Here is a 22,979-nt window from a genome sequence, read left to right on the forward strand (position 1 = left end):
CAGGGCCGACAACTGGCGAAAGCCCCGGGCCTGAACCCTCGCCCGGCGCGTGTCAGCCGCTGAACAGGAAATGCAGCACGTCGCCGTCCTGGACCTCGTAGCCCTTGCCCTCGACGCGGAACTTGCCCGCCTCTTTCGCGCCCGCCTCGCCCTTGCCGGCGACATAATCGTCATAGGCCACGGTTTCGGCGCGGATGAAGCCCTTCTCGAAATCGCCGTGGATCACGCCCGCCGCCTGGGGCGCCAGCGTGCCTTTGGTGATCGTCCAGGCCCGCGCTTCCTTGGGGCCGACGGTGAAATAGGTTTGCAGGCCCAGAAGCTCGTAGCCCGCGCGGATCAGCCGGTCGAGCCCCGCCTCGTGCAGCCCCATCTCTTCGAGGAACACCGTGGCATCCTCGGGCGGCAGCTGCGCCAGTTCCTCTTCGATCCGGGCCGAGATCACCACCGTGCCCGCGCCCTGTTTGGCCGCCATCTCCGCCACCCGGGCCGACTGGCCGTTGCCCCCGGCGGCCGAGCCTTCCTCGACATTGCAGACATAGAGCACCGGCTTCGCGGTCAGAAGCTGCAACAGCCGCCAGGCGCGGAGGTCATCGGCCGCGACCTGCACGGTGCGGGCGGGCTGACCGGCCTCCAGCGCCTTTTGCGCCAGCGCGAGCAGCCGGTCCTGATCGGCGCTTTCCTTGTCGCCGCCCTTCAGCTTGCGCGCGAGATTCGCCCGCCGCCGCTCGATGGATTCGAGATCGGCGAGCATCAGCTCGGTCTCGATGGTCTCGGCATCGGCCACCGGGTCGATCTTGCCTTCGACATGGGTGATGTCGTCATCCTCGAAACAGCGGAGCACATGGGCGATGGCGTCGCATTCGCGGATGTTCGCGAGGAACTGGTTCCCCAGCCCTTCGCCCTTCGAGGCGCCCCGCACGAGGCCCGCGATATCGACGAAGGTCATCCGCGTCGGAATGATCTGCTTCGATCCGGCGATTTCCGCCAGCTTGTCCAGCCGCGCGTCGGGCACCGCCACCTCGCCCACGTTGGGCTCGATGGTGCAGAAGGGGAAATTCGCGGCCTGGGCCGCCGCCGTCCGGGTGAGCGCATTGAAGAGCGTGGATTTCCCCACGTTCGGCAGACCCACAATCCCCATCCTGAAGCCCATGACGCCCTCCATTCGCTGATCCGGCCCTCTTAGGGGGCGAAAGGCCAGGTGGCAAGAAGCCAGCTCAGTGCGAACCCTCCCACAGCCGGCCGAACATCGCGACATTGCGCCGGATCAGCCGGTCGAGCCGGTCCTGACCGAATTCCGCCACCAGCGAGGGGCCCGCGTCTTCTGTAAGAAGCGAACGTCCCAGCCCCGCGCGCACATCGGAAGGCGCGAAGCCGAGCCAGGCGAGAAGCGTCGGATAGACATCCATCATGCTGCCGGGGGCTGCGATCTGCTCCCCCGCGCCGGGCCCGCCGATCAGCAGCACGAGATTGCGTTGCCGGTCGGCCATCCTGGGCAGTTCCCTGCGTCCGTGGTTCAGGTGGTCGGACTGGACGATGATGCGCAGCCCGTTCGGCCGCCCCGAGGCGCGGTGCATCGCCTGAAGATCGCCGATCAGCTCTTCGGTCAGCACCGCGAGACATTCGGACGCCGGAGCGATGGTGGTATGCTCTGCCCGGCCCGAGGCGGCGCAGGCAGAGGACAGGTAACTCGGCACCCCATGCGGCCCGATGGTCGCGATCACCATCGCGAAAGGCGTGGGATCGAGCATATCCGCCGCGAACCTCTGCCGCGCCAGATCATAGACGATCCCGTCGTCGGCAAGGATCGGACCGAGGCGGGCGCGGGCGATCTCGGCCGCGGTGAAATGATCCGCGAGCGACTCGTAGGTCAGCACGCTCTCATGGCCGTGGGTGCGGAAGAAGGCCGCCGTCCCGGCAAAGGCGTCGCTCGCGCCCATCAGAAAGCTGGTCCGGTAGCCGCGGCGCGACAGCTCGTCCCCGAGGCAGTCCACCCCGGGCATGAACCTGCCGCCCGTGGTCTCGACCACCGAGAAATCGACCAGGCCGCGCGGAAGAAGCGGCACACCGCAATGCGAGGCCACCATGCCAGCGATGGTCCAGCCGGTTCCCGCGACCTGACGGATGCCGGTCAGGCTGAGCGCCCGGGCCTCAAGCGCGGCCAGCGCGCGGGCGCTTTGCGGCGCCTCGGGAAGGGCGAGGAAGCGCCGGTCAGTGCCTTCGAGAAAGATCTGCACGATGTCCGGCGCCGGTCCGTCCGTCGGCGTGAAGTGGGGGGATTCGAGGCGCGTGGTCAGATCCAGACCGGCGGCGGGCGAGAGCAGCCCGGCGGCGGCGAAAAGCACCGCCGGATTGAGCAGCACGAAAGCCGCGCCGAGCGCGGCGGGCAGACGGCGCAGCCCCGGCAGCGCCGAAAGCGCCCATCCCCCGGCCAGCAGGCAGAAAAGTGATGCGGCGACCTCGGCGATCTGGCCGATCACCGTCATCGGGCCGATCCCGGTGATGCCTTCCTGCATGTGGAACAGGAAGGAGATCATGTCGACCTCGCCGAAGGTCCGGTAAACCGTGGCGAAAGGCAAAAGAAACAGGGCCGCCGCCAAAGCGAGCCAGAACCCCGCACGGGGCCGGCGCAGCACCCGCCGCCCGATAAGCCAGGCCCCGATCGCCATCGGCGCGGGCTGAAGAAAGATCATCTGGCCGATCCAGTAAGAGGGCAGCATCAGCACCGCCGCGGCGGTGGCCATCGGCAAGAGGATCAGAAGAAGGGCGATCTGGTCTTTTCGTCTGTCGGAAATCATCGCAGCACATCTGTTCGCAATAAGCCGGGGCCGTCACGGCATCGGGCCGGGGGCAGCGGCGGGGAAGGGGTCCGCGCCTGCTCTGCCATGGCTTCGTGACCCGCCCGGGGCGGGATCGGGGCCTGATCGGGGCATAGGCCATTGCTTTTCCGCCGCGGCTTCGGCAAACCGTGCGGCAGGCTAGGGGCGCAAGAGGAAGCACATGACACGGATCGACGATACTTTCGCGCGGCTGAAGGCCGAAGGGAAGAAAGCCTTCGTCGCCTATATCATGGGCGGAGACCCGGATGCGGAAACCTCGCTCGCGCTGATGCGGGGCCTCCCCGGCGCCGGGGTGGATGTCATCGAACTCGGGATGCCCTTCACCGATCCGATGGCCGACGGACCGACGATCCAGGCCGCGGGCCAGCGCGCGCTGGAAGCCGGCATGACGCTGACGAAGGTGCTGGACATGGCGCGCCGCTTCCGCGAGGGCGACCATAAGACGCCGATCGTGCTGATGGGCTATTACAACCCGATTTATTCGCGCGGGGTGGACCACTTCCTGGCGGAAGCGAAAGAGGCCGGGATCGACGGGCTGATCGTGGTCGATCTGCCGCCCGAGGAGGACAGCGAGCTCTGCATCCCGGCGCAGAAGGCCGGGCTGAACTTCATCCGTCTCGCGACACCCACCACCGACGCGCGGCGCCTGCCGAAGGTGCTGCAAAACACCTCGGGCTTCGTCTATTACGTCTCGATCACCGGGATCACCGGCGCCGCCAGCGCCGAGGCGGTCAATGTCGGCCCCGAGGTCGCCCGGATCAAGGCGGCGACCGACCTGCCGGTGATCGTCGGCTTCGGCATCACCACGCCCGAAAGCGCGAAGACCATCGCCAGGGTGGCGGATGGCTGCGTTGTCGGCTCGGCCATCGTGAAGAGCGTGGGCGAAGGCAGGCCGGTCGCGGAGATCCTCGCCCAGGTCGCGGCGCTCGCGGGCGGCGCGCATTCGGCCTGAGGGCCGCGCCCCGCGGAGATGCTGCGCGCGGAAGCTGGCCGAATACCTGCCTCCTGCCGGCCGTGGCGCCCCGGGTTTGCGTCCGATGCCTCCGGCGGGGGTATTTAAGTCAGGATGAAATGGCTTTTCCCTTTGCGGTTAAAAGACCGCAGGCGCGCGCCTGAACTTCCCCCTGCGACCCTGGGGGCTTTTCCGTAAGCGCGGACTCGGATTCGCTGCCGCGAAACCCGTTGCTCCGGCTTGCCCGGGGAAAAGCCCTTATGGCTTTCACCCTGATTTAAATACCCCGGGGGTGAGGCCGCAGGCCGAGGGGGCTGGCCCCCTCTCTTGCGCCCTCTCCGCCAGTCACACCGTATGCAGATAGAGGTCGAAATCGACCTCGGACACCCTGCGCATCACCCGGGCATATTCCGCCGCTTTGATCGCGGTGAAGGTGCGGTGCATGTCGGCCCCGAGCGCGTCCCGCAGGAAGGCCGAGCCTTTCGCGGCTTCGATGGCCGAGCGCCAGTCGGGCGGGATGTCGCTGTCGCCGCCGTCCTCATAGCCGTTTCCGGTGGTTTCCGGCCCCGGGTCGATGCGGTTCTTCAGCCCGTGGCGGATGCCCGCCAGCACGGTTGCCGCCACCAGGTAGGGGTTGGCGTCCACGCCCGAGGGGCGGTGCTCGATCCGCCGCGCGCGGATGTCGCCCGCGGGGATCCGCAGGGCCACCGAGCGGTTGTTCACCCCCCAGCTCGGCGAGACCGGCGCGTAGCTCTGCGAGGCGAAGCGGCGCCAGGAATTGGCGTGGGGGGCGAAGACCAGCATGGATTCCGCCATGGTCTCGCGCAGCCCCCCCAAAGCGTGGAGGATGGTCTCGGACCACTCGCCCTCGCGCTCTTCCATGAAGACGTTGCGCCCGGCCTCGTCCTGCATCGAGACGTGGAAATGCATCCCGGATCCGGCGTAATCCTCATTGGGTTTCGCCATGAAACAGGCCGTCACCCCATGCGCCCGCGCCTGCGCCCGCACGATCCGTTTCAGCCGCACCAGATCGTCGGCGGCGCTCAGTACGTCCTCGCGGTAATGCAGCGTCAGCTCATACTGGCCGGGGGCGTATTCCGAGATCATCGTCTCGGCACTGATCCCCGCCGCCTTCGCCCCCGCGTAAATGTCCGAGAACAAGGGCAGCATCCCGTGCAGGTGATCGACCGAATAGACCTCGGTCTTGTGGCTCTTGCGGCCGTCGAGCACGTCGCGCGCGGGCTGCATCCTGCCATACTGGTCGCGCTCGTTGTCGAGGAGGAAGAACTCCAGCTCGAACGCGCCCGCCGGGCGCAGCCCCCCGGCGGCCAGCGCCTCAACCTGGGCGGCCAGAGCATGGCGCGGGTCCGAGGTCATCGGCGCGCCGTCGAGCGTATACATCGACATGAACACCTCGCCGCGCGGCGGATGGGTGCCGTGCAAAGGCACCAGAGTGCCCGGGATCGGCCAGGCGCGCAGATCGCCGTCGCCCTGATCCCAGATCAGCCCGGTCTCGTGCACATCCTCGCCGCAGATGTCGAGGCCGAGGATCGAGATCGGCAGATGGCGGCCGGATTTGTAGAAGCTCAGCAATTCGTGGCGGCGGATGATCTTGCCGCGCCCGATGCCGTTGGCATCGTGCAGGATGATGTCGAAGGCTTCTATCTCAGGATGCGCCGCGAGAAAGGCTTCGGCCTCGGCGATGGTCGAGCCCGAGGGGCTGCAATCGGTCATGTCAGGCCCTTTCAGGCGGGAAGAGGTCGGCGAGCACCCCGGTGAAATTCGCCACCAGCCGGTCGATCTGCGCGCGGCGCGTGACCGGGCTGACCAGCATCATGTTGTGGAACGGCGCAATCAGGCTGCCCCGGTTCAGGAGGGCCACATGAACCGCGGCCTCGACGCGCGGGTGATGCGCCATCCCGGCCTCGGTGCCGTTTCTCAGCGGCTCTGGCGCGCAGATGAATTCGACCCGGGCGCCGACCCGCGCCACATGCCAGGGCGCGCCCGCCCGCGCGATGGCGCGGGCAAGGCCAACCGCCAGACGCGCCGCGCCCTTTTCCATCTTCGCATAGGCCGCGGGCGTCATCACTCCGGACAGATTGGCGACGAGGCAGGCGAATTGCATCGGATTGGCCGAAAGCGTGGTGCCCATGCCGGAATGGCCCGGGGGGCGCGCGGCATTCGCCCCGGCGTAGCGCTGCGCGACCGCTTCGGTCATCCCCCAGGCCGCCGTCGGCATCCCGCCCGCCACGCATTTGCCGACCACGAACATATCGGGCTTCAGCCCATGCACGCCGGTGTAGCCGCCCAGACCCGAGGAAATCGTATGGGTCTCGTCGATCATCAAAAGCGCGCCGTATTGGCTGGCGAGCCGCCGCAGCCCGTCATGGAAGCCCGGCGCGGGCAGCACCATACAGGAGTTGGTCATCACCGGCTCGGTCAGGATCGCGGCCACATCGCCCGCCGCCAGCGCCGCCTCGACGCCCGCCAGATCGTTGAACTCGCAGGCCACCGCGCCCTGCGCCAGATCCGCGACCTGGCCCAAAAGGCCCGCGCGGGTCTGCGTGCGGCCGTTCACCAGTTCGACCATCACATCGTCCACCGTGCCGTGGTAGCAACCGCTGAACACGAGGATCTTCGGGCGCCCGGTCACCGCCCGCGCCACGCGGATCGCGAAACGGTTGGCGTCGGTCGCGGTGGTGGCGATCTGCCAGCGCATCCGGCCGAAGCGTTCCGACAACAGCCGCCCGGCTTCCGCCGCCGCGTCCGAGGGCAGCATATAGGTCAGCCCGCGGCGCGCCTGGTCGCGGATCGCGCGGGCGACCGGGGCGGGCGAATGGCCGAACATCGAGCCGGTGTCGCCCAGACAGAAATCGTCGATCTCATGGCCGTCGATGTCGCGGATCACCGCGCCGCTCGCGCGTTCGATCACCGCCAGATGCGGCATCGGCCAGTCGCTCATCCAGTGCATCGGCACGCCGGCCAGCCAGTCGCGCGCCATCCCGCCCATCGCCGCGGCGGATTTCGGATTGGCCTCGGCAAACCGCTCCGCCTCGCGCGCGGCGAAGCGTTCCAGAAGATCGGCGCGGACCCCCGCGATGGTGGCACTCTCCGGCATGGCGGCACTCCCTGTCACGGGCATATCGCGCATAATTTGATCAAAAATCAAGAGCCGAGGCGCGTTACCGCCAGTCGCCCGCGAAATCCTTCGGCACCAGCACGTTCTGCGGCCCGAAATCGCGGATGTCGCGCTCGCCGCACAGCGCCATGGTGATGTCGATCTCGTTCCGGATCACGTCCAGCGCCTTCGACACCCCGGCCTCGCCCATGGCCCCGAGGCCGTAAAGCCAGGCCCGGCCGATCATCGTGCCACTCGCCCCGAGCGCCAGCGCCTTCAGCACGTCCTGGCCCGAGCGGATGCCGGAATCGAGCCAGATTTCCGTCTGCCCGCCGACCGCCTCCACGATCCCCGGCAGCGCGCGGATGGTGGACAAAGCCCCGTCAAGCTGCCGCCCGCCGTGGTTCGAGACCACGATCGCATCGGCTCCCGCATCCACCGCCATCCGCGCGTCGTCAGGATCGAGAATGCCTTTCAGCACGAATTTCCCGCCCCATTTGTCGCGGATCCGCGCGACCATCGACCAGTCGAGCCGCGGCTCGAACTGCTCATTGGTCCAGGCGTTCAGCGAGGCGAGATCGCCCACCCCCTTCACATGGCCGATGATGTTGCGGAAGGTGCGCCGCTTCGTCCCCAGCATCCCGCGGCACCAGCGCGGCTTTGTCATCATGTTCAGGATGTTCGGCAAAGTCAGCCGCGGCGGCGAGGAGAGGCCGTTCTTCAGATCCTTGTGACGCTGGCCGATGATCTGCAAATCCAGCGTGACCACCAGCGCCGAACAGCCCACCGCCCGCGCCCGCTCGATCACCGCATCGGTGAAACCCTCGTCGCGCATCACGTAAAGCTGGAACCAGAACGGATCGGGGCTGGCCTCGTGCACATCCTCCAGCGAGCAGATCGACATGGTGGAAAGCGTGAACGGAACGCCAAAGCGCGCCGCCGCCCGCGCCGCCTTGATTTCGCCATCGGCCGATTGCATGCCCGTGGAGCCGACCGGAGACAGCGCGACCGGCATCGCCACCTTCTGCCCCAGCATCTGCGTCTCCAGCACCCGCTCCGACAGATCGCGCGCCACCCGCTGGCGCAGGCGGATCTGCGCGAAATCCGCGCTGTTGTCGCGGAAGGTCTGCTCGGAATAGCTGCCGCTTTCGCAGTAATCCCAGAACATCCGCGGCGCGCGGGCGCGGTGCAGCTGCCGCAGATCCTCGATACAGGTGATGACGGGCATGGCGCGGCCTCCGGGCTTTCCCGAAGGCTTAGCGCCCGGGCGGGGTCGCGGCAAGACCCGCGCCTTCGCGGATCAGCCCGGCGATCAGCGCCGGGATCTCCGGGTGCAGCCCGAGCGCGGGCAGGATGCGGCCGGGGAAACCGGCCTCGCGCAAGGCTTCGGGCAGATCATGGGTGACATGGCCGCCGGACATGGCGAAGAACGGCAGGCAGACCGCGCCCGCGTCCCAGCCGGAGACCTGGTTCAGCCAGGGCGCCTGTTCGATGAAGGCGGCCTCGGCGCGGGCGACACCCGCCTCGCGCCCGATCCGCTCGGCCACACCCCGGGCCACCGCCGCCGGCGCGGGCGAACGGCCGCCCGAGCCATGCGCGGCGACCAGCACCTGATCCGCGCCGCTTTCGCGCACGATCCGCACCGCCAGATCCTGCACCGGACCGGCGCAGCCCATCGGCTCCAGCATCCGCCAGCCCTCCAGCCCGGCCTCGGCCATCCGCGCGGGCACCGCCACCCGGGTGAACCAGCCCGCCGCCATGAACACCGGAAACACCAGCCCCGGCGCCATATCGCCGCCCACACGCGACAGCGCCCCGGGCTGCGCCAGCGTCGCCGCCCGCAGATCCCAGCCCGGCAGATGTGCCGCCACAAGCGCCGCCAGCGCCTCCAGCTCGCGCGCCGCCGGATCGGGGTCCGAGGGCTGACCATGCGCCAGGATCAGCGCAGACTTCGCCCTTTCACCCTGATCCAAATACCCATTCTCCGCCATCCGCCCGGCACCGCCCTCAGCCGGCCCAGGCCCGGACCGCATCCGCGAAAGCGCGGGCAAGGACCGGCGCGGCGCTTTCCTCGTAATGGATCCCGTCCACTTCCGAGACCGCGACCAGCCCGGCCAGATCGACGAAGGGCAGGCCGCCCCGCGCCGCCACCGCCGCGATCTCCTGGCCGAGGCGCTGCGATTTCGCCTCCCCGCCCTCGAACACCGGGCCGAGGCAGCCCAGTTCCCGGATCGGCGGCGGCGCAGCCAGCAGCACGCCGGGCGCGCCGCCCATCGGCCCGGCACCGCTTGCGCGGATCACCCGCACGAGACGCTCCAGCGACAGCGCGATGTCGGTGGGCGTCACGCTGAACCGCGCCTTCAGATCGTTGGTCCCCAGCATCAGCAGCACCAGATCCACCGGCCGATGGCTTTCCAGAATCGCGGGCAGTATGCTCAGCCCGTTGCGGTGCGGCCCCTCGACCGGATCGTCGTGGAGCGTGGTGCGGCCCGGATGGCCCTCAGGGATCACCTCCCAGCCCGGCAGTTCCTGCGCCAGCAGCGAGGTCCAGCGGTGGCGATGCGCATAGCGCCCGCGCGCGCCGATCTGATGCACCGGCATGGTGCCATGGGTGTTGGAATCGCCGTAGCAGAGCAGGGTCCGGGTCATGGCGCCTCCAGGACGGCGCTGCCGTCGGCTTTCACCGTCACGCCCGGCGGAGGGGTCTCCAACAGCTCCAGCACCCGCCCCGAGGGGCGGCAGAGCCGCGCCCCCTTCGGCGTGGTCACAAAAGGCCGCTCGACCAGCACCGGATGCGCGACCATCGCGGCAAGGATCGCCTCGTCAGAAACGGCGGGATCGGTCAGCACAAGCTCGGCCGCCGGAGTGCCCTTCACCCGCAAAGCCTGGCGCGGCGTGACGCCCGCAGCCGCGAACAGCGCGCGCAACTGATCCGCGCTCCAGCCGGCTTTCAGATAGTCCACCACCTCGACCGGCCCGGCCGCCCGCAACACCGCCAGCACATTGCGCGAGGTGCCGCAGCCCGGGTTGTGGTAAATGCGCGCGCTCATCCGATCACCTCGAATTTGTCGACATCCACAAGGCCATGATCGGTGATCTTCAGATGCGGAATCACCGGCAGCGCCAGAAACGCCAGTTGCAGGAACGGCTCTTCCAGCGTGACCCCCAGGCCCCGCGCGGCGGCCCGCAGGGCGACCAGATCCTCGCGCACCCGCTCGAACGGCTCAAGGCTCATCAGCCCCGCCACCGGCAGCGGCAGCTCCGCCAGCACCCGCCCGCCTTCGGCCACCACGAAACCGCCCTCGATCTGCGACAGCCGGTTCGCCGCCAGCGCCATGTCAGCGTAATCCGCCCCGACCACCGCGATATTGTGGTGATCATGGCAGACGGTCGAGGCGATGGCGCCGTGCTTCAGCCCGAAGCCCTTCACGAAGCCGGTGGCGCGGTTGCCGTTCTTGCCGTGGCGCTCGATCACCGCGATCTTGACCAGATCGCGCGACAGATCCGGGCGCTTGTCGCCGTCCTCGGGTGCAATGTCATAAGTCAGATGTTCGGTGATGATCTTGCCGGGCAGGATGCCGATCACCGGCGTTTCGGCCCGGTTCCCGGCGGTGCGGAAATCGCGCGCCGTCACCTGCGGCGCCCTGACCGAGGCCCGCGCGACCGGAGCCAGCACCTCGCGCGCGGCGAAGGCATCGGGCGTCAGCTCCACGCCCCCCGCGAACACCCTTTGCGCCCGGCAGCTTTCCAGGCTGTCGATCACCGCGATATCGGCGCGCTTTCCCGGCGCGATCAGCCCGCGATCCTTCAGCCCGAAGGCCTCGGCCGCCGACAGGCTGGCCGCGCGGTAGACCGCCAGCGGCGATGAGCCGAGCGCGATGGCGGTACGGATCATATGATCGAGATGGCCATGTTCCGCGATATCCAGCGGATTGCGGTCGTCGGTGCAGAAACAGAGGTAAGGCGAATGCCGCTCGGTCAGGATCTCTGCCAGCGCATGCAGGTCTTTCGAGACCGAGCCCTCGCGGATCAGCACCCGCATCCCCTTGCGCAACTTCTCCATCGCCTCGGCGGCCGAGGTCGCCTCATGTTCGGTGCGGATCCCGGCGGCGAGATAGCCGTTCAGATCGCGCCCCGACAGCAAGGGCGCATGGCCGTCGATATGGCGGCCGCGGAAGGCGTCGAGCTTGGCGAGACAGCCGGGATCCTCCATCAGCACCCCGGGGAAATTCATGAATTCCGCAAGGCCGATGACCTTGGGGTGATCCATCAGCGGCACCAGATCCGCCGCCTCCAGCCGGGCGCCCGCGGTCTCCATATGGGTCGAGGGCACGCAGGAGGAAAGCTGCACCCGCAGATCCATCAACAGATGCCCGGCGCAGTCGAGGAACCAGCGGATCCCTTCCAGCCCGCAGACATTGGCGATCTCATGCGGGTCGCAGATCGCGGTGGTGACGCCCCTTGGCCCGACGCAGCGGTCGAACTCAAACGGCGTCACCAGCGAGCTTTCCACATGCAGATGGGTGTCGATGAAACCCGGCACCAGGATCCGGCCGGACACGTCGATCTCGCGCGCGCCCTGATATTCCGCCTGGATGCCGACGATGGTGTCGCCGCAGATCGCCACATCGGTCGCGGTCAGATCGCCGGTCACGAGGTCGAACACACGCCCGCCCTTCAACACCAGATCGGCGGGCGCGACGCCCCGGCCCTGGCGGATCATATCGGACAAAGATCGTTGCATCGGCTTCCCCTTTCGCCCGAGGAAACCGCGAAACCGCGCGGGCGTCCAGTGCCATTCCCCGCAGGTCTTGCCCCATCCGCCCCGGCGTGATCTGAAAGGGGGAACGACAGGAGAGCCCATGCGCCCCTTGCGCGGTATCGGTTACAAACTGGGATCGGTCCTTGTGTTCATCGTGATGTCGGCGATGATCAAGGCGACCTCGGACCATGTGCCCGGCGGCCAGGCGGTGTTTTTCCGCTCGTTCTTCGCGATTCCGGTGATCGTGGTCTGGCTGGCCCTGCGCCATGAGTTGCGCACCGGATTCTACACGAAAGACCCGCTCGGCCATGCCTGGCGCGGATTCGCGGGCACGCTGGCGATGGGGCTGGGCTTTGCGGGGCTGGCATATCTGCCGTTTCCCGAGGTGACGGCGATCGGCTATACCGCGCCCCTTCTGACGGTGATCTTCGCCGCGATGTTTCTGGGCGAGCAGGTGCGGCTGTTTCGCGTCAGCATGGTGATGATCGGCCTCGTCGGCGTTCTCATCGTGATCGCGCCGCGGCTGTCGGTGTTGCAGGCCGGCGCCGGAGACCACGCGGGGGCCTTCGGCGCGGCGCTGGTGCTGGGCGGCGCGGTCTTTGCCGCGCTGGCCCAGGTCTTCGTGCGCAAGCTGGTGCAGACCGAGCGCACGGCGACCATCGTCTTCTGGTTCTCGCTCACCGCGACGGTGCTCTCGCTGTTCACCATCCCCTTCGGCTGGGTGCGTCCGACGATGGAAGAGGCCGCGCTGCTGGTCGGCGCCGGGATTCTGGGCGGGATCGCGCAGATCCTGCTGACCTCGGCCTATCGCGAGGCCGATGCCTCGCTGGTCGCGCCGTTCGACTATGCCTCGATGATCTTCGCGCTGCTGATCGGCTGGTTCGTGTTCTCGGAGGTGCCGACCTGGACCATGCTCGGGGGGGCGGCGCTGATCATCCTTGCCGGGATCATGATCATCTGGCGCGAGCGGCGCCTCGGGCTGGAGCGCGCGCGCCAGCGCAAGGCGATGACGCCGCAGGGCTGAGGGTCAAATTCCTTGCAGAAAGGAATTTGGCTCCAGCACCCACCGGCGCGAGAGGGGCAGCCCGCCGGGGCCGGAAGGCGCCCTTTGTGGCGCCGAGGGCGGCTGCGGCGCATCGTCGCGAGATGGCGCCCGGGACCGGGGGCAGGCGCCCGCCCTGCCGGATCCGGTTGCGCGGGCGCGGAATTTCCCCATTATCCCAGAGCGTAACCGCGCGCGCCATGAGAGGTAAGCCCCGATGTCCCCTGCGCTTCTGGTCCTGACCCCCTTCCTTGCGCCGCTGCTGATATGGCCCGCGCGGCGGGCGGGGCGCGGGGCGACGCTTCTGCTGGCGGCGGCGGCGCTGATCGCCTGTCTTGCGGGTCTTGCGCTGCATCTGCCCGCGGTGCTGGCGGGCGAGGCGGTGCGCAGCCAGACCCCGTTGCCCGGCGGCCTGTCGTTCAGCCTGCGACTGGAGGCTGCGGGCTTCGTCTTCCTGCTGGCGCTGCTGGTCGGTGCGCTGGCCGCCGCGGTGCAATCGCGGCTGGTGTTCGAGCGCGGGCCGGTTCAGGCGCGGTTCCTCTCCGTGCTGCTGCTGATGACCGGGGCGGTGAGCGGGCTGATCCTCGCCGATACCGTGGCGCTGGCGGGGGTCTGCTGGGCGCTGGCGGCCCTGCTGGCGGCGCTCATGATCGCGCGGGCGGGCGATGTTCGGGCGGGCTGGGGCGCGGCGGGCCCGGGGCTGGCGATCACGCTGGCGGGCGGCGCGGCCTTCACCTTCGGCCTTGCGCAACTGGGCGGGCTGGCCGGCAGTTCCGGGATCACCATGATCGCGCATCGCGGCAAGGAGATCGCGGCGGCGGGCGGTGGGGGTATCGCCGTCGCGCTGATCCTTGGCGGAGCCATCGCCGCCGCCGGGCTGGTGCCGTTCCGCATCGGTCAGACCCGCGCTTTGCCCGCCCCCGCGCCGGCCGCCGGTTTCGTCCTGCTGGCGCTGCCGCTGGCGGTGGCCTGCCTGCTGTTGCGCCTTGCGCCCGCGCTGGCCGAAGGCCTGCTCTGGACCCCGGTTCTGGTGGGGTTCGGCCTTGTCTCGTGGCTTGCTGGCGCAATCTCGGCCCGGCGGCGTCATGGGCTTGCGGGGGTTGCGGCGGCGCTGACCGGTGCGCAGATCGGGCTGATCTTCCTGCTGACCGGGCTTGCGGCCGGAGAGGCGGTGGTGCCGGTCGTGGCGGCGCTGATCCCTGCCTCGCTGGTGCTGCATCTGACCGCGGGGCTGATCCGGCGCGAGACCGGAAGGGGCTCGCTGATCCTTCCCGGCGGGCTGATCAACCGGATGCCCTGGACCGCGCTTGCCGCCCTGATCGCGGCTCTGTCGCTGGCCGCGATCACGCCGCTTGCGGGGTATCACGCGCTGTTGGGCGCGCTTGAGGTCGCGTCCGGCTTTCCCCAGGCCCCGATGCGCTGGCTGAGCGGCGCGGGGATCGCGCTCGGGCTCGCGCTGAGCGTGGCGGCGGGGCTGAACGCCCTGCGCCTTGCCGCCGCGCACCCCGAGCCCGAGGCCGGGGCGCCGGTGATCCGCGACCCGCGCTGGCCGTTGCTGGCGGTGCCTTACGCGCTGGCGGCCCTGCTGGTGGTCACGGGGATCCGACCCGCGCTGATCCCGCTGGGGCAGGGGCCGTTCTGGCCCGGACCGGAAAACCCCGCGGCCTGGCTCTGGCTGGCAGCTCTGGGCCTTGGCTTCCTCCTCGACGGGCTGCTGCCGCGCCGCGCGCTGCCTGAGGCGGAGTGATCAGCCGCACATTAGCCGCGCCACGTCCAGCATCCGGTTGGAAAAGCCCCATTCGTTGTCATACCAGCCGAACACCCGCAAAAGGCCCTGAGGGGTGCGCCGGGTCTCGGGGCAGGCCATGACGATCGACTCGGGGCGCGCGCGCAGATCGCTTGACACCAGCGGCCGGTCGGTCGCGCCGATCACGCCGCCCGCCGCCGCGCGGAAGGCGGCATTGACCTCTTCCACCGTCACGCTCTCGCGCGTGGTCACGCAAAGATCGACGCAGGAGACGCTTGCCGTCGGCACCCGCACCGCCGAGCCCTGCATCCGCCCGGCGATCTGCGGCAGCACCCGGTCCACCAGCCGCGAGGCGCTGGTGGTGGTGGGCACCATCGACAAGGCCGCCGCGCGCGAGCGGGCGTAATCCGCGGCGGGCGCATCCACCGTGGGCTGGCTGCCGGTGTAGCAATGCACCGTGGTCATCGAGCCGGTGACGATCCCCCAGGCGTCGTCGATCAGCCGCGCCAGCGGCGCCAGCGCATTCGTCGTGCAGGATGCGTTGGAGACCACCGACTGCCCGTTCAGCCCGGCCTCGTTCGCGCCCAGAACCACGGTGTAATCGGCGCTGTCCGAGGGGCCGGAGATCAGCACCCGGCGCGCGCCGGCCTGGATCCCGCGCTCGGCCACGCTGCGGTTGCCGCCCATGCCGGTGCATTCCATCACCAGATCGACGCCGTTCAGATCCAGCGTGGTGATGTCGGGCGTGCGGTGCAGCGGGATCGCATGACCGGCCAGCACCAGCCGCCCGCCGTCCAGCGCGACGCCGCCCTTCAGCGGGCCAAAGACGGAATCATATTCCAGCAGATAGGCGCACATCCCGGCATCGGCGATGTCGTTGATTCCGGCGATCTCCAGCCCCGGCCAGCGCTCTGGCGAGGCCAGCCAGGCCCGCAGCACCGAGCGCCCGATCCGGCCGAATCCATTGATGAAAACCCGCATTGCGCGCCGCGCTCCCTGTTTTGTGCGCAGTCTGACCATGGGGGCGCGGCGCTGACAATCCATGTCATAAAATTTGATCAAATCCGGGGGCGGCCTTGCGCCTGCCTCGCCTGCCCCTATGGTCGGCTGGCGGATCGAAGGAGAGCCACCGAATGAACGTCTTGCTGGAACCCTGGGACACACCCTTCGGCCTGCCGCCCTTCGCGCGCATCCGCGACGAGGATTTCGCCCCCGCTTTCGACGAGGCGCTGCGCCTCGCCCGCGCCCGCATCCATGAGATCGCCACCGGCGACGGCGCGGATTTCGACGCGGTGATCGGCGCGCTGGAACTGGCCGAGCGTGAACTCGATCAGGTGGCGGGGGTGTTCTACAACCTCTCCGGCGCCGATTCCAACCCGACGCGCGAGGCGCTGATGCGCGATCTCGCCCCGAAGATGAGCGAATTTTCCAGCGAGATCACCAACAACAAGCCGTTGTTCGCGAAGATCGAAACGCTCTGGCAGGCCCGCGAGAGCGCGGGTCTGAACCCCGAACAACTGCGCGTGCTGGAGCTTTACCGTCGCATGTTCCTGCGCGCAGGCGCCCAGCTTGAGGGCGCGGCGGCGGAGCGGCTCACAGTTGTGAAATCGCGGCTGGCGAGCCTCGGGACGACATTCAGCCAGAACCTGCTGGCCGATGAGCGCGACTGGTTTATGGAACTGGCCGAGGCCGATCTGGAAGGATTGCCGGATTTCGTCACCTCGGCCGCCCGCGCCGCCGGGGCCGAGCGCGGGCTCGGGCCGGTGGTCACGCTCAGCCGGTCGCTGATCGTGCCGTTCCTGCAATTCTCGCCCCGCCGCGCGCTGCGTCAGAAGGCTTACGAGGCCTAGACCGCCCGCGGCGCGAACGGCGGCGCGACTGACAACCGCGCCATCGCCGCCGAGACGCTGGCCTTGCGCGAAGAGCGGGCGAAGCTGCTCGGCTACCCCGATTTCGCCCATTTCAAGCTGGAACCCGAGATGGCGAAAACGCCCGAAGCGGTGCGCGACCTGCTCATGCGGGTCTGGGAGCCCGCGAAGCGCAAGGCGCTGACGGACGGCGCGGTGCTGGAGGCGATGCTGCACGCGGACGGCATCCCCGGCCCGCTGGAACCCTGGGACTGGCGCTACTATTCCGAGAAGCGGCGCCGCGCCGAGCATGACCTCGACGAGGCGGCGCTGAAACCCTACCTGTCGCTAAACGCCATGCTGGGCGCGATGTTCGACTGCGCGGGCCGGCTGTTCGGGCTGGAATTCCGCGAGATCGACGGCCCGTTCTACCATGCGGATGTGCGCGGATGGGAGGTCACCCGCCAGGGCCGCCATATCGCCGTGTTCCTCGGCGATTATTTCGCCCGCGGCTCGAAACGCTCGGGCGCCTGGTGTTCGGCGATCCGCAGCCAGAGGAAACACGGCGGCGACACCCGCCCGGTGGTGGTCAATGTCTGCAACTTCGCCAAAGGCGAGCCGTGCCTTCTGTCTTACGACGACGCCCGCACCCTGTTCCACGAATTCGGCCATGCGCTGCATCAGATGCTGTCCGATGTGACCTATGGCTTCATCTCGGGCACCTCGGTCGCGCGCGATTTCGTTGAACTGCCGAGCCAGCTTTACGAGCACTGGCTTGAGGTGCCTGAAGTGCTGGAGCGCCACGCCCGTCACTATGAGACCGGCGCGCCGATGCCCGCAGACCTGCGCGAGCGGCTGCTGGCGGCGGCGACCTGGGACCAGGGCTTCGCCACGGTCGAGTTCATCGCCTCGGCCATGGTGGATCTGGAGTTCCACTCGGGCCCCGCCCCCCAGGATCCGATGCAGAAGCAGCAGGAGGTGCTGGCGGCGCTCGGCCTGCCTCAGGCCATCCGCATGCGCCACGCCACGCCGCATTTCGCGCATGTGTTCTCCGGGGACGGCTATTCCTCGGGCTATTACAGCTACATGTGGTCCGAGGTGATGGACGCCGACGCCTTCGCCGCCTTCGAGGAAACCGGCGATGCGTTCGACCCGGAGACGGCGGAGCGGCTGGAACGCTTCATCCTCTCGGCGGGGGGCTCGGAGGATGCGGAAGTGCTTTACCGCAAATTCCGCGGCGCCATGCCGGGGGTGGAGGCGCTGCTGAAGGGCCGGGGCCTCATGGAGCCCGCGTAACGCCGTGCGCAGGGGAGGTTGCCATCCCCGCCGGTTTTGTGCATTGAGAAGGCGACGGTCCCGTGGCTCAACTGGATAGAGCAGCCCCCTCCTAAGGGGCAGGTTACAGGTTCGAGTCCTGTCGGGATCACCATTTTTTCAATGACTTACGGTGTTTCGCGGGTTTTCCCTCTGGTTCGGTGAACCAATCCCACTCCCCCGGTCTCCAGCGAGCCCGCCGCTTTGCGCAGATGGTCCGGTAAGAATCGAGCGCAGGTGCTGCAGGTGACATTGGGTTTGCGGCGCCGTTGAGGCGCTTCTCAACACCAGGCGGGTGCAGGTCCGGGTTCTGGCACGCCCGCCCCCCGGCTGGTTTGGCAAGATGGCGGCATCTGCGAGCATCGGCGCGTCCGCCTTCGCTGCGGTTAACGCGATCCGGGGCGCGGCGGCAGTGGCGCATCCTCAGCAGCCCCGGCTGAAGGCATCTCCAGGGGGCAGAGCTGGCATAGCGAAGGCCAGGTCACCGGTCAGCAGATCACAGAGAAAATGTTCACCTGGATCAACCAGGGCATCAGGGAAGGCTGGCTCTCTGGCCCAGAGCGATGCTCAGACGCTCGCGGCGCCGATCGCGCATCAGGATGCCGGCGGTGATTATCCTCGCGCGCGGCATCGCGGGCGGCTGGTCACCTGTGGACTGGCCGCCGCGCCCGAGGCGGCGCAGATGGAGCCGGGTCTGGTGCTGATGACCGGCGCAGGCATTGCAGCCCCGAGCGGGGCGCCTGTGCGCTCGCCCGGAAGTTCGGTGGACGACCTGATCGGCTGGCTGGCCAAGTCATCGCATGGATCGCCACCAGCCGCTCCGGTCGCAGCTCTCGACGCGGAGCGCGACCGACAGGAGGTCGGGGATAAAATCGACCAGTATCTTATTGCGACACAATGGGTTGCGCTTCAAATAGGGCGATCCCGCGTAGGGTCATTTTCTGCCCTTAAATATCCCCGCCGGAGGCAGCCGACGCCGGGGCCGGGCGCGTCGTGTCCGGTTATCGCCTCCCCTGGGCGTTTTGCGGCAGGTCCAGCCACAGTGCGCCGTCGCGCCAGCCGCCGCGGATGATCCGCCCGGGCTGCGCAAGGTCGGGATGATCGGCGATCCGGTCGCGGAAGCGGTCGTTGCTGACGATCACCGCGCGGTTCGCGCTGGCATAGCGCAAAAGGAACGGATCCGCCTGCTGGCCCTTCGGCACCACCATCACCCGGTCGCCGCGCAGGTTCAGCGCCTTGCGGAAATGATGGTCGTGCATGTAGCGGCCCGCCAGCAGATGGCCGGCATTGGCGTCGAAGATGATGCCCGCGTCATAACCCCTTGCCTCGACATGCCGCAGCACCTCGGCAAGGGTCTCGAGTCTGGGCTTGCCGTCCTTCCAGTGCATGACGTTCGAGCCGTCCAGCACCGCCAGCGGCCGGCGCTGTCGCGGCCAGAGGGCGAAGACGAGCGCCGCCAGCGCCAGGACGGCCAGCGCGATCATCAGGGCGGCGGGCAGTCCGGTCATCGGAGACTCAGCCCTTCTTCGCGCCGATCTTCGGCTCGGTCCCGGCGCGGATCCGCACCAGATTGGCCCAGTGGCGGATGTAGATCAGCAGCGTCAGGAGCAGGACCAGAAACAGCATCCGCCCGCTGTCGAAGACCAGGAGCCAGGCCGGCACGGTGGCCGCCGCGACCAGCGCCGCGGCCGAGGAGATACGGATGACGAGCGCCGCCGCAAGCCAGGTCGCGCAGGCCGCCAGCCCCACCGGCCAGGACAGGGCGATCAGCGTGCCGAGAAAGGTCGCCACCCCCTTGCCGCCTTTGAACTTCAGCCAGACCGGGAACAGATGGCCGATGAAGGCCGCAAGCCCCGCCAGCTGCATCGCGTCGGGCGCGCCCACCAGCCAGCGCGCCAGCAGCACCGCCACCGCGCCCTTGGCGCCATCGAGGATCAGCGTCGCCAGCGCCGCCCCCTTGCTGCCGGTGCGCAGCACATTGGTCGCGCCGATATTCCCCGATCCGATCCGGCGCAGATCGCCAAGGCCCATGCCCTTGGTGATCACCACCCCGAAGGGCACCGAGCCGAGCAGATAGGCCAGCAAAGCGGTAAGGATCAGCGTGTTCGCGGGCGTGATCAGTTCCGGCATCTCAGGCCTCCGCCCGGAAGACTTCGCGCCCGCCGACCCAGGTGGCGAGCACCCGCCCCTCCATCCTTGCGCCGTCGAACGGGGTGTTCTTCGATTTCGAGCGCAGCGCGAAACGGTTCATCAGGAAGGGGGCATCCGGGTCGAACAGCACCAGATCGGCGGGCGCCCCTTCGGAAAGCCGCCCCTGGGAAAGGGAGAGCCGGTTCGCCGGGTTCAGCGCCAGGGCGCGGAACAGTTGCGGCAGGCTCAGATGGCCGCCGTGGTAAAGCCGCATCGCGGCGGGCAGCAGCGTCTCCAGCCCCACGGCGCCGGGGGCGGCTTCCTCATAGGGCAGGCGCTTCGATTCCTCGTCGGCCGGGGTGTGGAAGCTGGAGATCACGTCGATCAGCCCGTCGGCGAGCGCGGCGATCATCGCCTGGCGGTCGTCTTCGGCGCGCAAGGGCGGGGTCAGTTTGAAGAAGGTGCGGTAGTCGCCCAGATCCAGCTCGTTCAGCGTCAGATGATGGATCGAGGTGCCCGCGGTGACATCCAGCCCCGCCGCTTTGGCCCGGGCGAGCGCCGGGAGCGCATGGGCGGTGGTGATCTGATCGGCATGCCAGCGCGCGCCGGTCATCTCGACCAGCGCGAGGTCGCGCTCCAGCCCCATCCGCTCGGCGATCGGAGAGACCGCCGGGATGCCGCGGAAGGCGGCGAATTTACCGCTGGTCGCCGCGCCGCCTTTTGAGAGGACCGGCTCCTGCGGGTGCCCCACCACCAGCGCGCCGAGCGAGCGGGCATAGGTCAGCGCCCGCGACAAGGCCCGCGTGTCGGTGGTGACGGCGAAGACATCGGTGAAGGCCAGCGCGCCCGCGTCGAGCAGAAAGCCGATCTCGGTCATCTCGCGCCCCTCGCGGCCCTTGGTCAGCGCGGCCATATGGCGGATGCGGACCGGCGCGGATTCGGCGGCGCGGCGGGTGACGAATTCCAGCGTCTCGGGCGTGTCGATGGCGGGCAGCGTGTCGGGCCGGGCGATCAGCGTGGTGACGCCCCCGGCCGCCGCGGCAAGGCCCGCGGAGCGGAAGCTCTCGCGGTGGCGCTCGCCCGGCTCGCCGATCTTGACGCCCCAGTCCACGATCCCGGGCGCAAGGCATTTGCCGCCGCAATCGACCACCACGGCGCCTTTGGGCGGCTTCTTCGCGGTCTCGCGGATCACGCCGTTCCCGACGGTCAGGCTGCCCGGGGCGTCGGTCAGGGTTTCGGGGTCGATCAGGCGGGCATTGGTGAAGTGAACGAGGGTCATGGGGATCCATAGCCGGGCAGGAAAGCGCCTGCCCGGGTGTAGGGCGCGCGCGGCCTTCTGTCCACTGGATTGCGGGTGCGGAGGAAGAGGATTCCGCGAGGCGGGCCTCGCGGAATGGCGCGCCGCGCGGGGGTATTTGTATCAGGATGAAAAGCCCTTTCACCTTGACTTAAATACCCCCGCCGGAGGCATCCGTCCGAAGCCCGGGGGCGCCACGCCGGGAGGGTCAGCCCATCAGCACGAACCCAACGGTGAACAGGATAAGGAAGACCAGCACGGCGGTTGCGACCATGCCACCCTGGCGCGTCTCGGATTTTGTCGGTTTGCGGTTCGGATCGGGGGTGGTCACAGGAAGGCTCCTTCCGGCAAGGCGGCACGCAGCGCCTGCCGGTTCTTGCCGCCGAAGACGAATATGATCCATGTGCCGTCCGGGCTGCGAACTGTCAGCCGCGCCTGGCCGGACCGATGCACCCGCAGACCGTCAAGCGGAATGATCCGGCGCTGTCTGTGCGCCAGCAACCGACCCTCGATGATCAGCGCGTTTTCGGTCAGCCGGTATTCTATCGCGATGCCGCCAAAGGGAATGACCAGCAGCAGGAACAGCAGCATAAGGCCCATCACGGCCCCGAAGGATACGAGGGCGATGAGGATGAAACTCGCCGCGATACCGTCGGGCAGTTCGCCGGTGACGATACGTCTGATCATCTGCGGAAGCGCCAAGACAGATCCGGGCACGAAGATCAGGGCAAGAAGGAACGCGGTCAGCCAGCCGGCCAGGGGCGATATACGGGCCTGCCAGACGGGCGGAGCCTCTGATCCCTCCGGCCCAGGACCGCCGTGCCGCGCCAGGCCTTGCCCGGTGCTTTGCGCGGCGCTCTGTCCCGGCGTGCGCATTCCGGATGCGGGTTTTGCGGAGCCCGCCTCAGACATAGCTGTCCATCAGCCTGCGGCCGCGCTCGGCCCGCAGGTTGCGCGCGAGCAGGTCCATGCAGGCCATGCGCACCGCGACGCCCATCTCGACCTGGTCCTGGATCACCGAGCGGTTGATGTCGTCGGCGATCTCGCCGTCGATCTCGACGCCGCGGTTCATCGGGCCGGGGTGCATCACGATGGCGTCGGGCTTCGCGAAGGCCAGCTTTTCCGCGTCCAGCCCGTAGCGGTGGTAATATTCCCGCATCGAGGGCACGAAACCGCCGTCCATCCGTTCCTTTTGCAGCCGCAGCATCATCACCACATCCGCATCCTTCAGCCCCTCACGCATGTCGCCGTAGATCCCGGCGCCAAGCTCGGCGAAGCCCGGGGGCATCAGCGTCGGCGGCCCGATCAGCCGCAGATTGTTGCCCATCTTGCCCAGAAGGATCAGGTTCGAGCGCGCCACCCGGCTGTGGGCCACATCGCCGCAGATCGCCACGGTCAGCCGCTCGATCCGGCCTTTCGAGCGCCGGATGGTCAGCGCATCGAGCAAAGCCTGGGTCGGGTGCTCGTGCCGCCCGTCGCCGGCGTTCAGCACCGCGCAATCCACCTTCTGCGCCAGCAGATTGACCGCCCCCGAGGCGCCGTGCCGCACCACCAGGAGATCCGGGTGCATCGCGTTCAGCGTCATCGCGGTGTCGATCAGCGTCTCGCCCTTTTTCACGCTCGACGTGGCCATATTCATGTTCATCACATCGGCGCCGAGGCGTTTGCCGGCGATCTCGAAGCTCGACTGGGTGCGGGTCGAGTTCTCGAAGAACATGTTGATCTGGGTCATCCCGGCCAGCGCGTCGGATTGCTTGACGGTGCGGCGGTTGAGATCGACATAGCGGTCGGCGAGATCGAGGATGGTGGTGATCTCAAGCGCCGAGAGCTGCTCGATCCCCAGAAGATGGCGGGCGCGGAAGGCCATGGGCGTGATCCCCTTCGGATGTTCCCCGCTTATGGCAAAGGGCGGGGGGCGGGGCAAGCGGGCGCC

The 22,979-nt window shown here is 68.6% G+C and carries 19 protein-coding genes, 1 tRNA gene and 1 pseudogene; 5 read left to right on the forward strand and 16 right to left on the reverse strand.

Going from position 1 to position 22,979, the window contains the following annotated elements; genetic code table 11:
- Nucleotides 1-52: 52 nt before the first annotated feature.
- Nucleotides 53-1,150: a redox-regulated ATPase YchF gene (gene ychF, locus XINFAN_RS10190; RefSeq protein WP_124086488.1), complete on the reverse strand. Its 1,098-nt coding sequence runs from the start codon at nucleotides 1,148-1,150 to the stop codon at nucleotides 53-55.
- A 64-nt stretch (nucleotides 1,151-1,214) separates the two neighbouring features.
- Complete coding sequence (locus tag XINFAN_RS10195; RefSeq protein WP_124086490.1) at nucleotides 1,215-2,795, reverse strand: sulfatase-like hydrolase/transferase; 1,581 nt, start codon at nucleotides 2,793-2,795, stop codon at nucleotides 1,215-1,217.
- 202 nt (nucleotides 2,796-2,997) lie between these two features.
- Between XINFAN_RS10195 and trpA the strand changes: the two genes are divergently transcribed.
- Entirely contained in the window at nucleotides 2,998-3,789 is a 792-nt protein-coding gene (gene trpA, locus XINFAN_RS10200; protein ID WP_124086492.1) for a tryptophan synthase subunit alpha, read from the forward strand.
- 345 nt (nucleotides 3,790-4,134) lie between these two features.
- On the opposite strand, the gene XINFAN_RS10205 is transcribed toward trpA, so the two are convergent.
- From XINFAN_RS10205 to ade, 7 genes are all read right to left on the reverse strand, one after another.
- Nucleotides 4,135-5,523, reverse strand: coding sequence for a glutamine synthetase family protein (locus tag XINFAN_RS10205; RefSeq protein WP_124086494.1), 1,389 nt, complete (start codon nucleotides 5,521-5,523; stop codon nucleotides 4,135-4,137).
- A gap of 1 nt (nucleotide 5,524) precedes the next feature.
- The gene (locus XINFAN_RS10210; protein WP_124086497.1) at nucleotides 5,525-6,907 is read right to left on the reverse strand and encodes an aspartate aminotransferase family protein; all 1,383 of its coding nucleotides are present in this window, start codon (nucleotides 6,905-6,907) and stop codon (nucleotides 5,525-5,527) included.
- Nucleotides 6,908-6,971: 64 nt separating this feature from the next.
- On the reverse strand, nucleotides 6,972-8,135 hold the full coding sequence (locus XINFAN_RS10215; RefSeq protein WP_124086501.1) for an alpha-hydroxy acid oxidase: 1,164 nt from the start codon (nucleotides 8,133-8,135) through the stop codon (nucleotides 6,972-6,974).
- A gap of 28 nt (nucleotides 8,136-8,163) precedes the next feature.
- The gene (locus XINFAN_RS10220) at nucleotides 8,164-8,880 is read right to left on the reverse strand and encodes a sirohydrochlorin chelatase (protein WP_233352186.1); all 717 of its coding nucleotides are present in this window, start codon (nucleotides 8,878-8,880) and stop codon (nucleotides 8,164-8,166) included.
- A gap of 34 nt (nucleotides 8,881-8,914) precedes the next feature.
- Nucleotides 8,915-9,556 (reverse strand): GDSL-type esterase/lipase family protein, encoded by a 642-nt coding sequence (locus XINFAN_RS10225; protein WP_124086507.1) that lies wholly within the window; start codon nucleotides 9,554-9,556, stop codon nucleotides 8,915-8,917.
- Entirely contained in the window at nucleotides 9,553-9,957 is a 405-nt protein-coding gene (arsC, locus tag XINFAN_RS10230) for an arsenate reductase (glutaredoxin) (RefSeq protein ID WP_124086510.1), read from the reverse strand. The genes XINFAN_RS10225 and arsC overlap by 4 nt, the downstream gene beginning before the upstream one ends.
- On the reverse strand, nucleotides 9,954-11,651 hold the full coding sequence (gene ade / locus XINFAN_RS10235) for an adenine deaminase (protein WP_124086513.1): 1,698 nt from the start codon (nucleotides 11,649-11,651) through the stop codon (nucleotides 9,954-9,956). Before ade ends, arsC begins: the two co-directional genes overlap by 4 nt.
- A 118-nt stretch (nucleotides 11,652-11,769) precedes the next feature.
- Here ade and XINFAN_RS10240 point away from each other — a divergent pair, with 118 nt between their 5' ends.
- Nucleotides 11,770-12,693, forward strand: coding sequence for a DMT family transporter (locus XINFAN_RS10240; RefSeq protein ID WP_124086516.1), 924 nt, complete (start codon nucleotides 11,770-11,772; stop codon nucleotides 12,691-12,693).
- A gap of 235 nt (nucleotides 12,694-12,928) precedes the next feature.
- Nucleotides 12,929-14,458: a hypothetical protein gene (locus XINFAN_RS10245; protein WP_124086519.1), complete on the forward strand. Its 1,530-nt coding sequence runs from the start codon at nucleotides 12,929-12,931 to the stop codon at nucleotides 14,456-14,458.
- Here XINFAN_RS10245 and XINFAN_RS10250 read toward each other — a convergent pair whose 3' ends face one another.
- A complete protein-coding gene (locus XINFAN_RS10250; RefSeq protein WP_354002131.1) occupies nucleotides 14,459-15,439 on the reverse strand; it encodes a type I glyceraldehyde-3-phosphate dehydrogenase in 981 nt (326 codons plus the stop codon). It abuts the gene before it with no gap.
- A 152-nt stretch (nucleotides 15,440-15,591) separates the two neighbouring features.
- Between XINFAN_RS10250 and XINFAN_RS10255 the strand changes: the two are divergent.
- Nucleotides 15,592-17,601, forward strand: a pseudogene (locus XINFAN_RS10255) (M3 family metallopeptidase).
- Between the two features lie 56 nt (nucleotides 17,602-17,657).
- Nucleotides 17,658-17,734 (forward strand) — tRNA-Arg (locus XINFAN_RS10260).
- A gap of 886 nt (nucleotides 17,735-18,620) precedes the next feature.
- Here XINFAN_RS10260 and XINFAN_RS10265 read toward each other — a convergent pair.
- The 6 genes from XINFAN_RS10265 to XINFAN_RS10285 form a co-directional block, all read right to left on the reverse strand.
- Nucleotides 18,621-19,127, reverse strand: a complete 507-nt coding sequence (locus XINFAN_RS10265; protein WP_124086521.1) for an NYN domain-containing protein — start codon at nucleotides 19,125-19,127, stop codon at nucleotides 18,621-18,623.
- A gap of 7 nt (nucleotides 19,128-19,134) precedes the next feature.
- Nucleotides 19,135-19,749: a glycerol-3-phosphate 1-O-acyltransferase PlsY gene (gene plsY, locus XINFAN_RS10270; protein WP_124086524.1), complete on the reverse strand. Its 615-nt coding sequence runs from the start codon at nucleotides 19,747-19,749 to the stop codon at nucleotides 19,135-19,137.
- A gap of 1 nt (nucleotide 19,750) precedes the next feature.
- Nucleotides 19,751-21,028 (reverse strand): dihydroorotase, encoded by a 1,278-nt coding sequence (gene pyrC, locus XINFAN_RS10275; protein ID WP_124086526.1) that lies wholly within the window; start codon nucleotides 21,026-21,028, stop codon nucleotides 19,751-19,753.
- Between the two features lie 226 nt (nucleotides 21,029-21,254).
- Nucleotides 21,255-21,377 (reverse strand): hypothetical protein, encoded by a 123-nt coding sequence (locus XINFAN_RS22400; protein WP_267898352.1) that lies wholly within the window; start codon nucleotides 21,375-21,377, stop codon nucleotides 21,255-21,257.
- Nucleotides 21,374-21,748, reverse strand: coding sequence for a hypothetical protein (locus tag XINFAN_RS21575; RefSeq protein WP_148087144.1), 375 nt, complete (start codon nucleotides 21,746-21,748; stop codon nucleotides 21,374-21,376). Before XINFAN_RS21575 ends, XINFAN_RS22400 begins: the two co-directional genes overlap by 4 nt.
- 202 nt (nucleotides 21,749-21,950) lie before the next feature.
- Complete coding sequence (locus XINFAN_RS10285) at nucleotides 21,951-22,913, reverse strand: aspartate carbamoyltransferase catalytic subunit (protein ID WP_124086529.1); 963 nt, start codon at nucleotides 22,911-22,913, stop codon at nucleotides 21,951-21,953.
- Nucleotides 22,914-22,979: the final 66 nt, after the last annotated feature.

The organism is Pseudogemmobacter humi, from assembly GCF_900609055.1.
Taxonomy (GTDB): domain Bacteria; phylum Pseudomonadota; class Alphaproteobacteria; order Rhodobacterales; family Rhodobacteraceae; genus Pseudogemmobacter; species Pseudogemmobacter humi.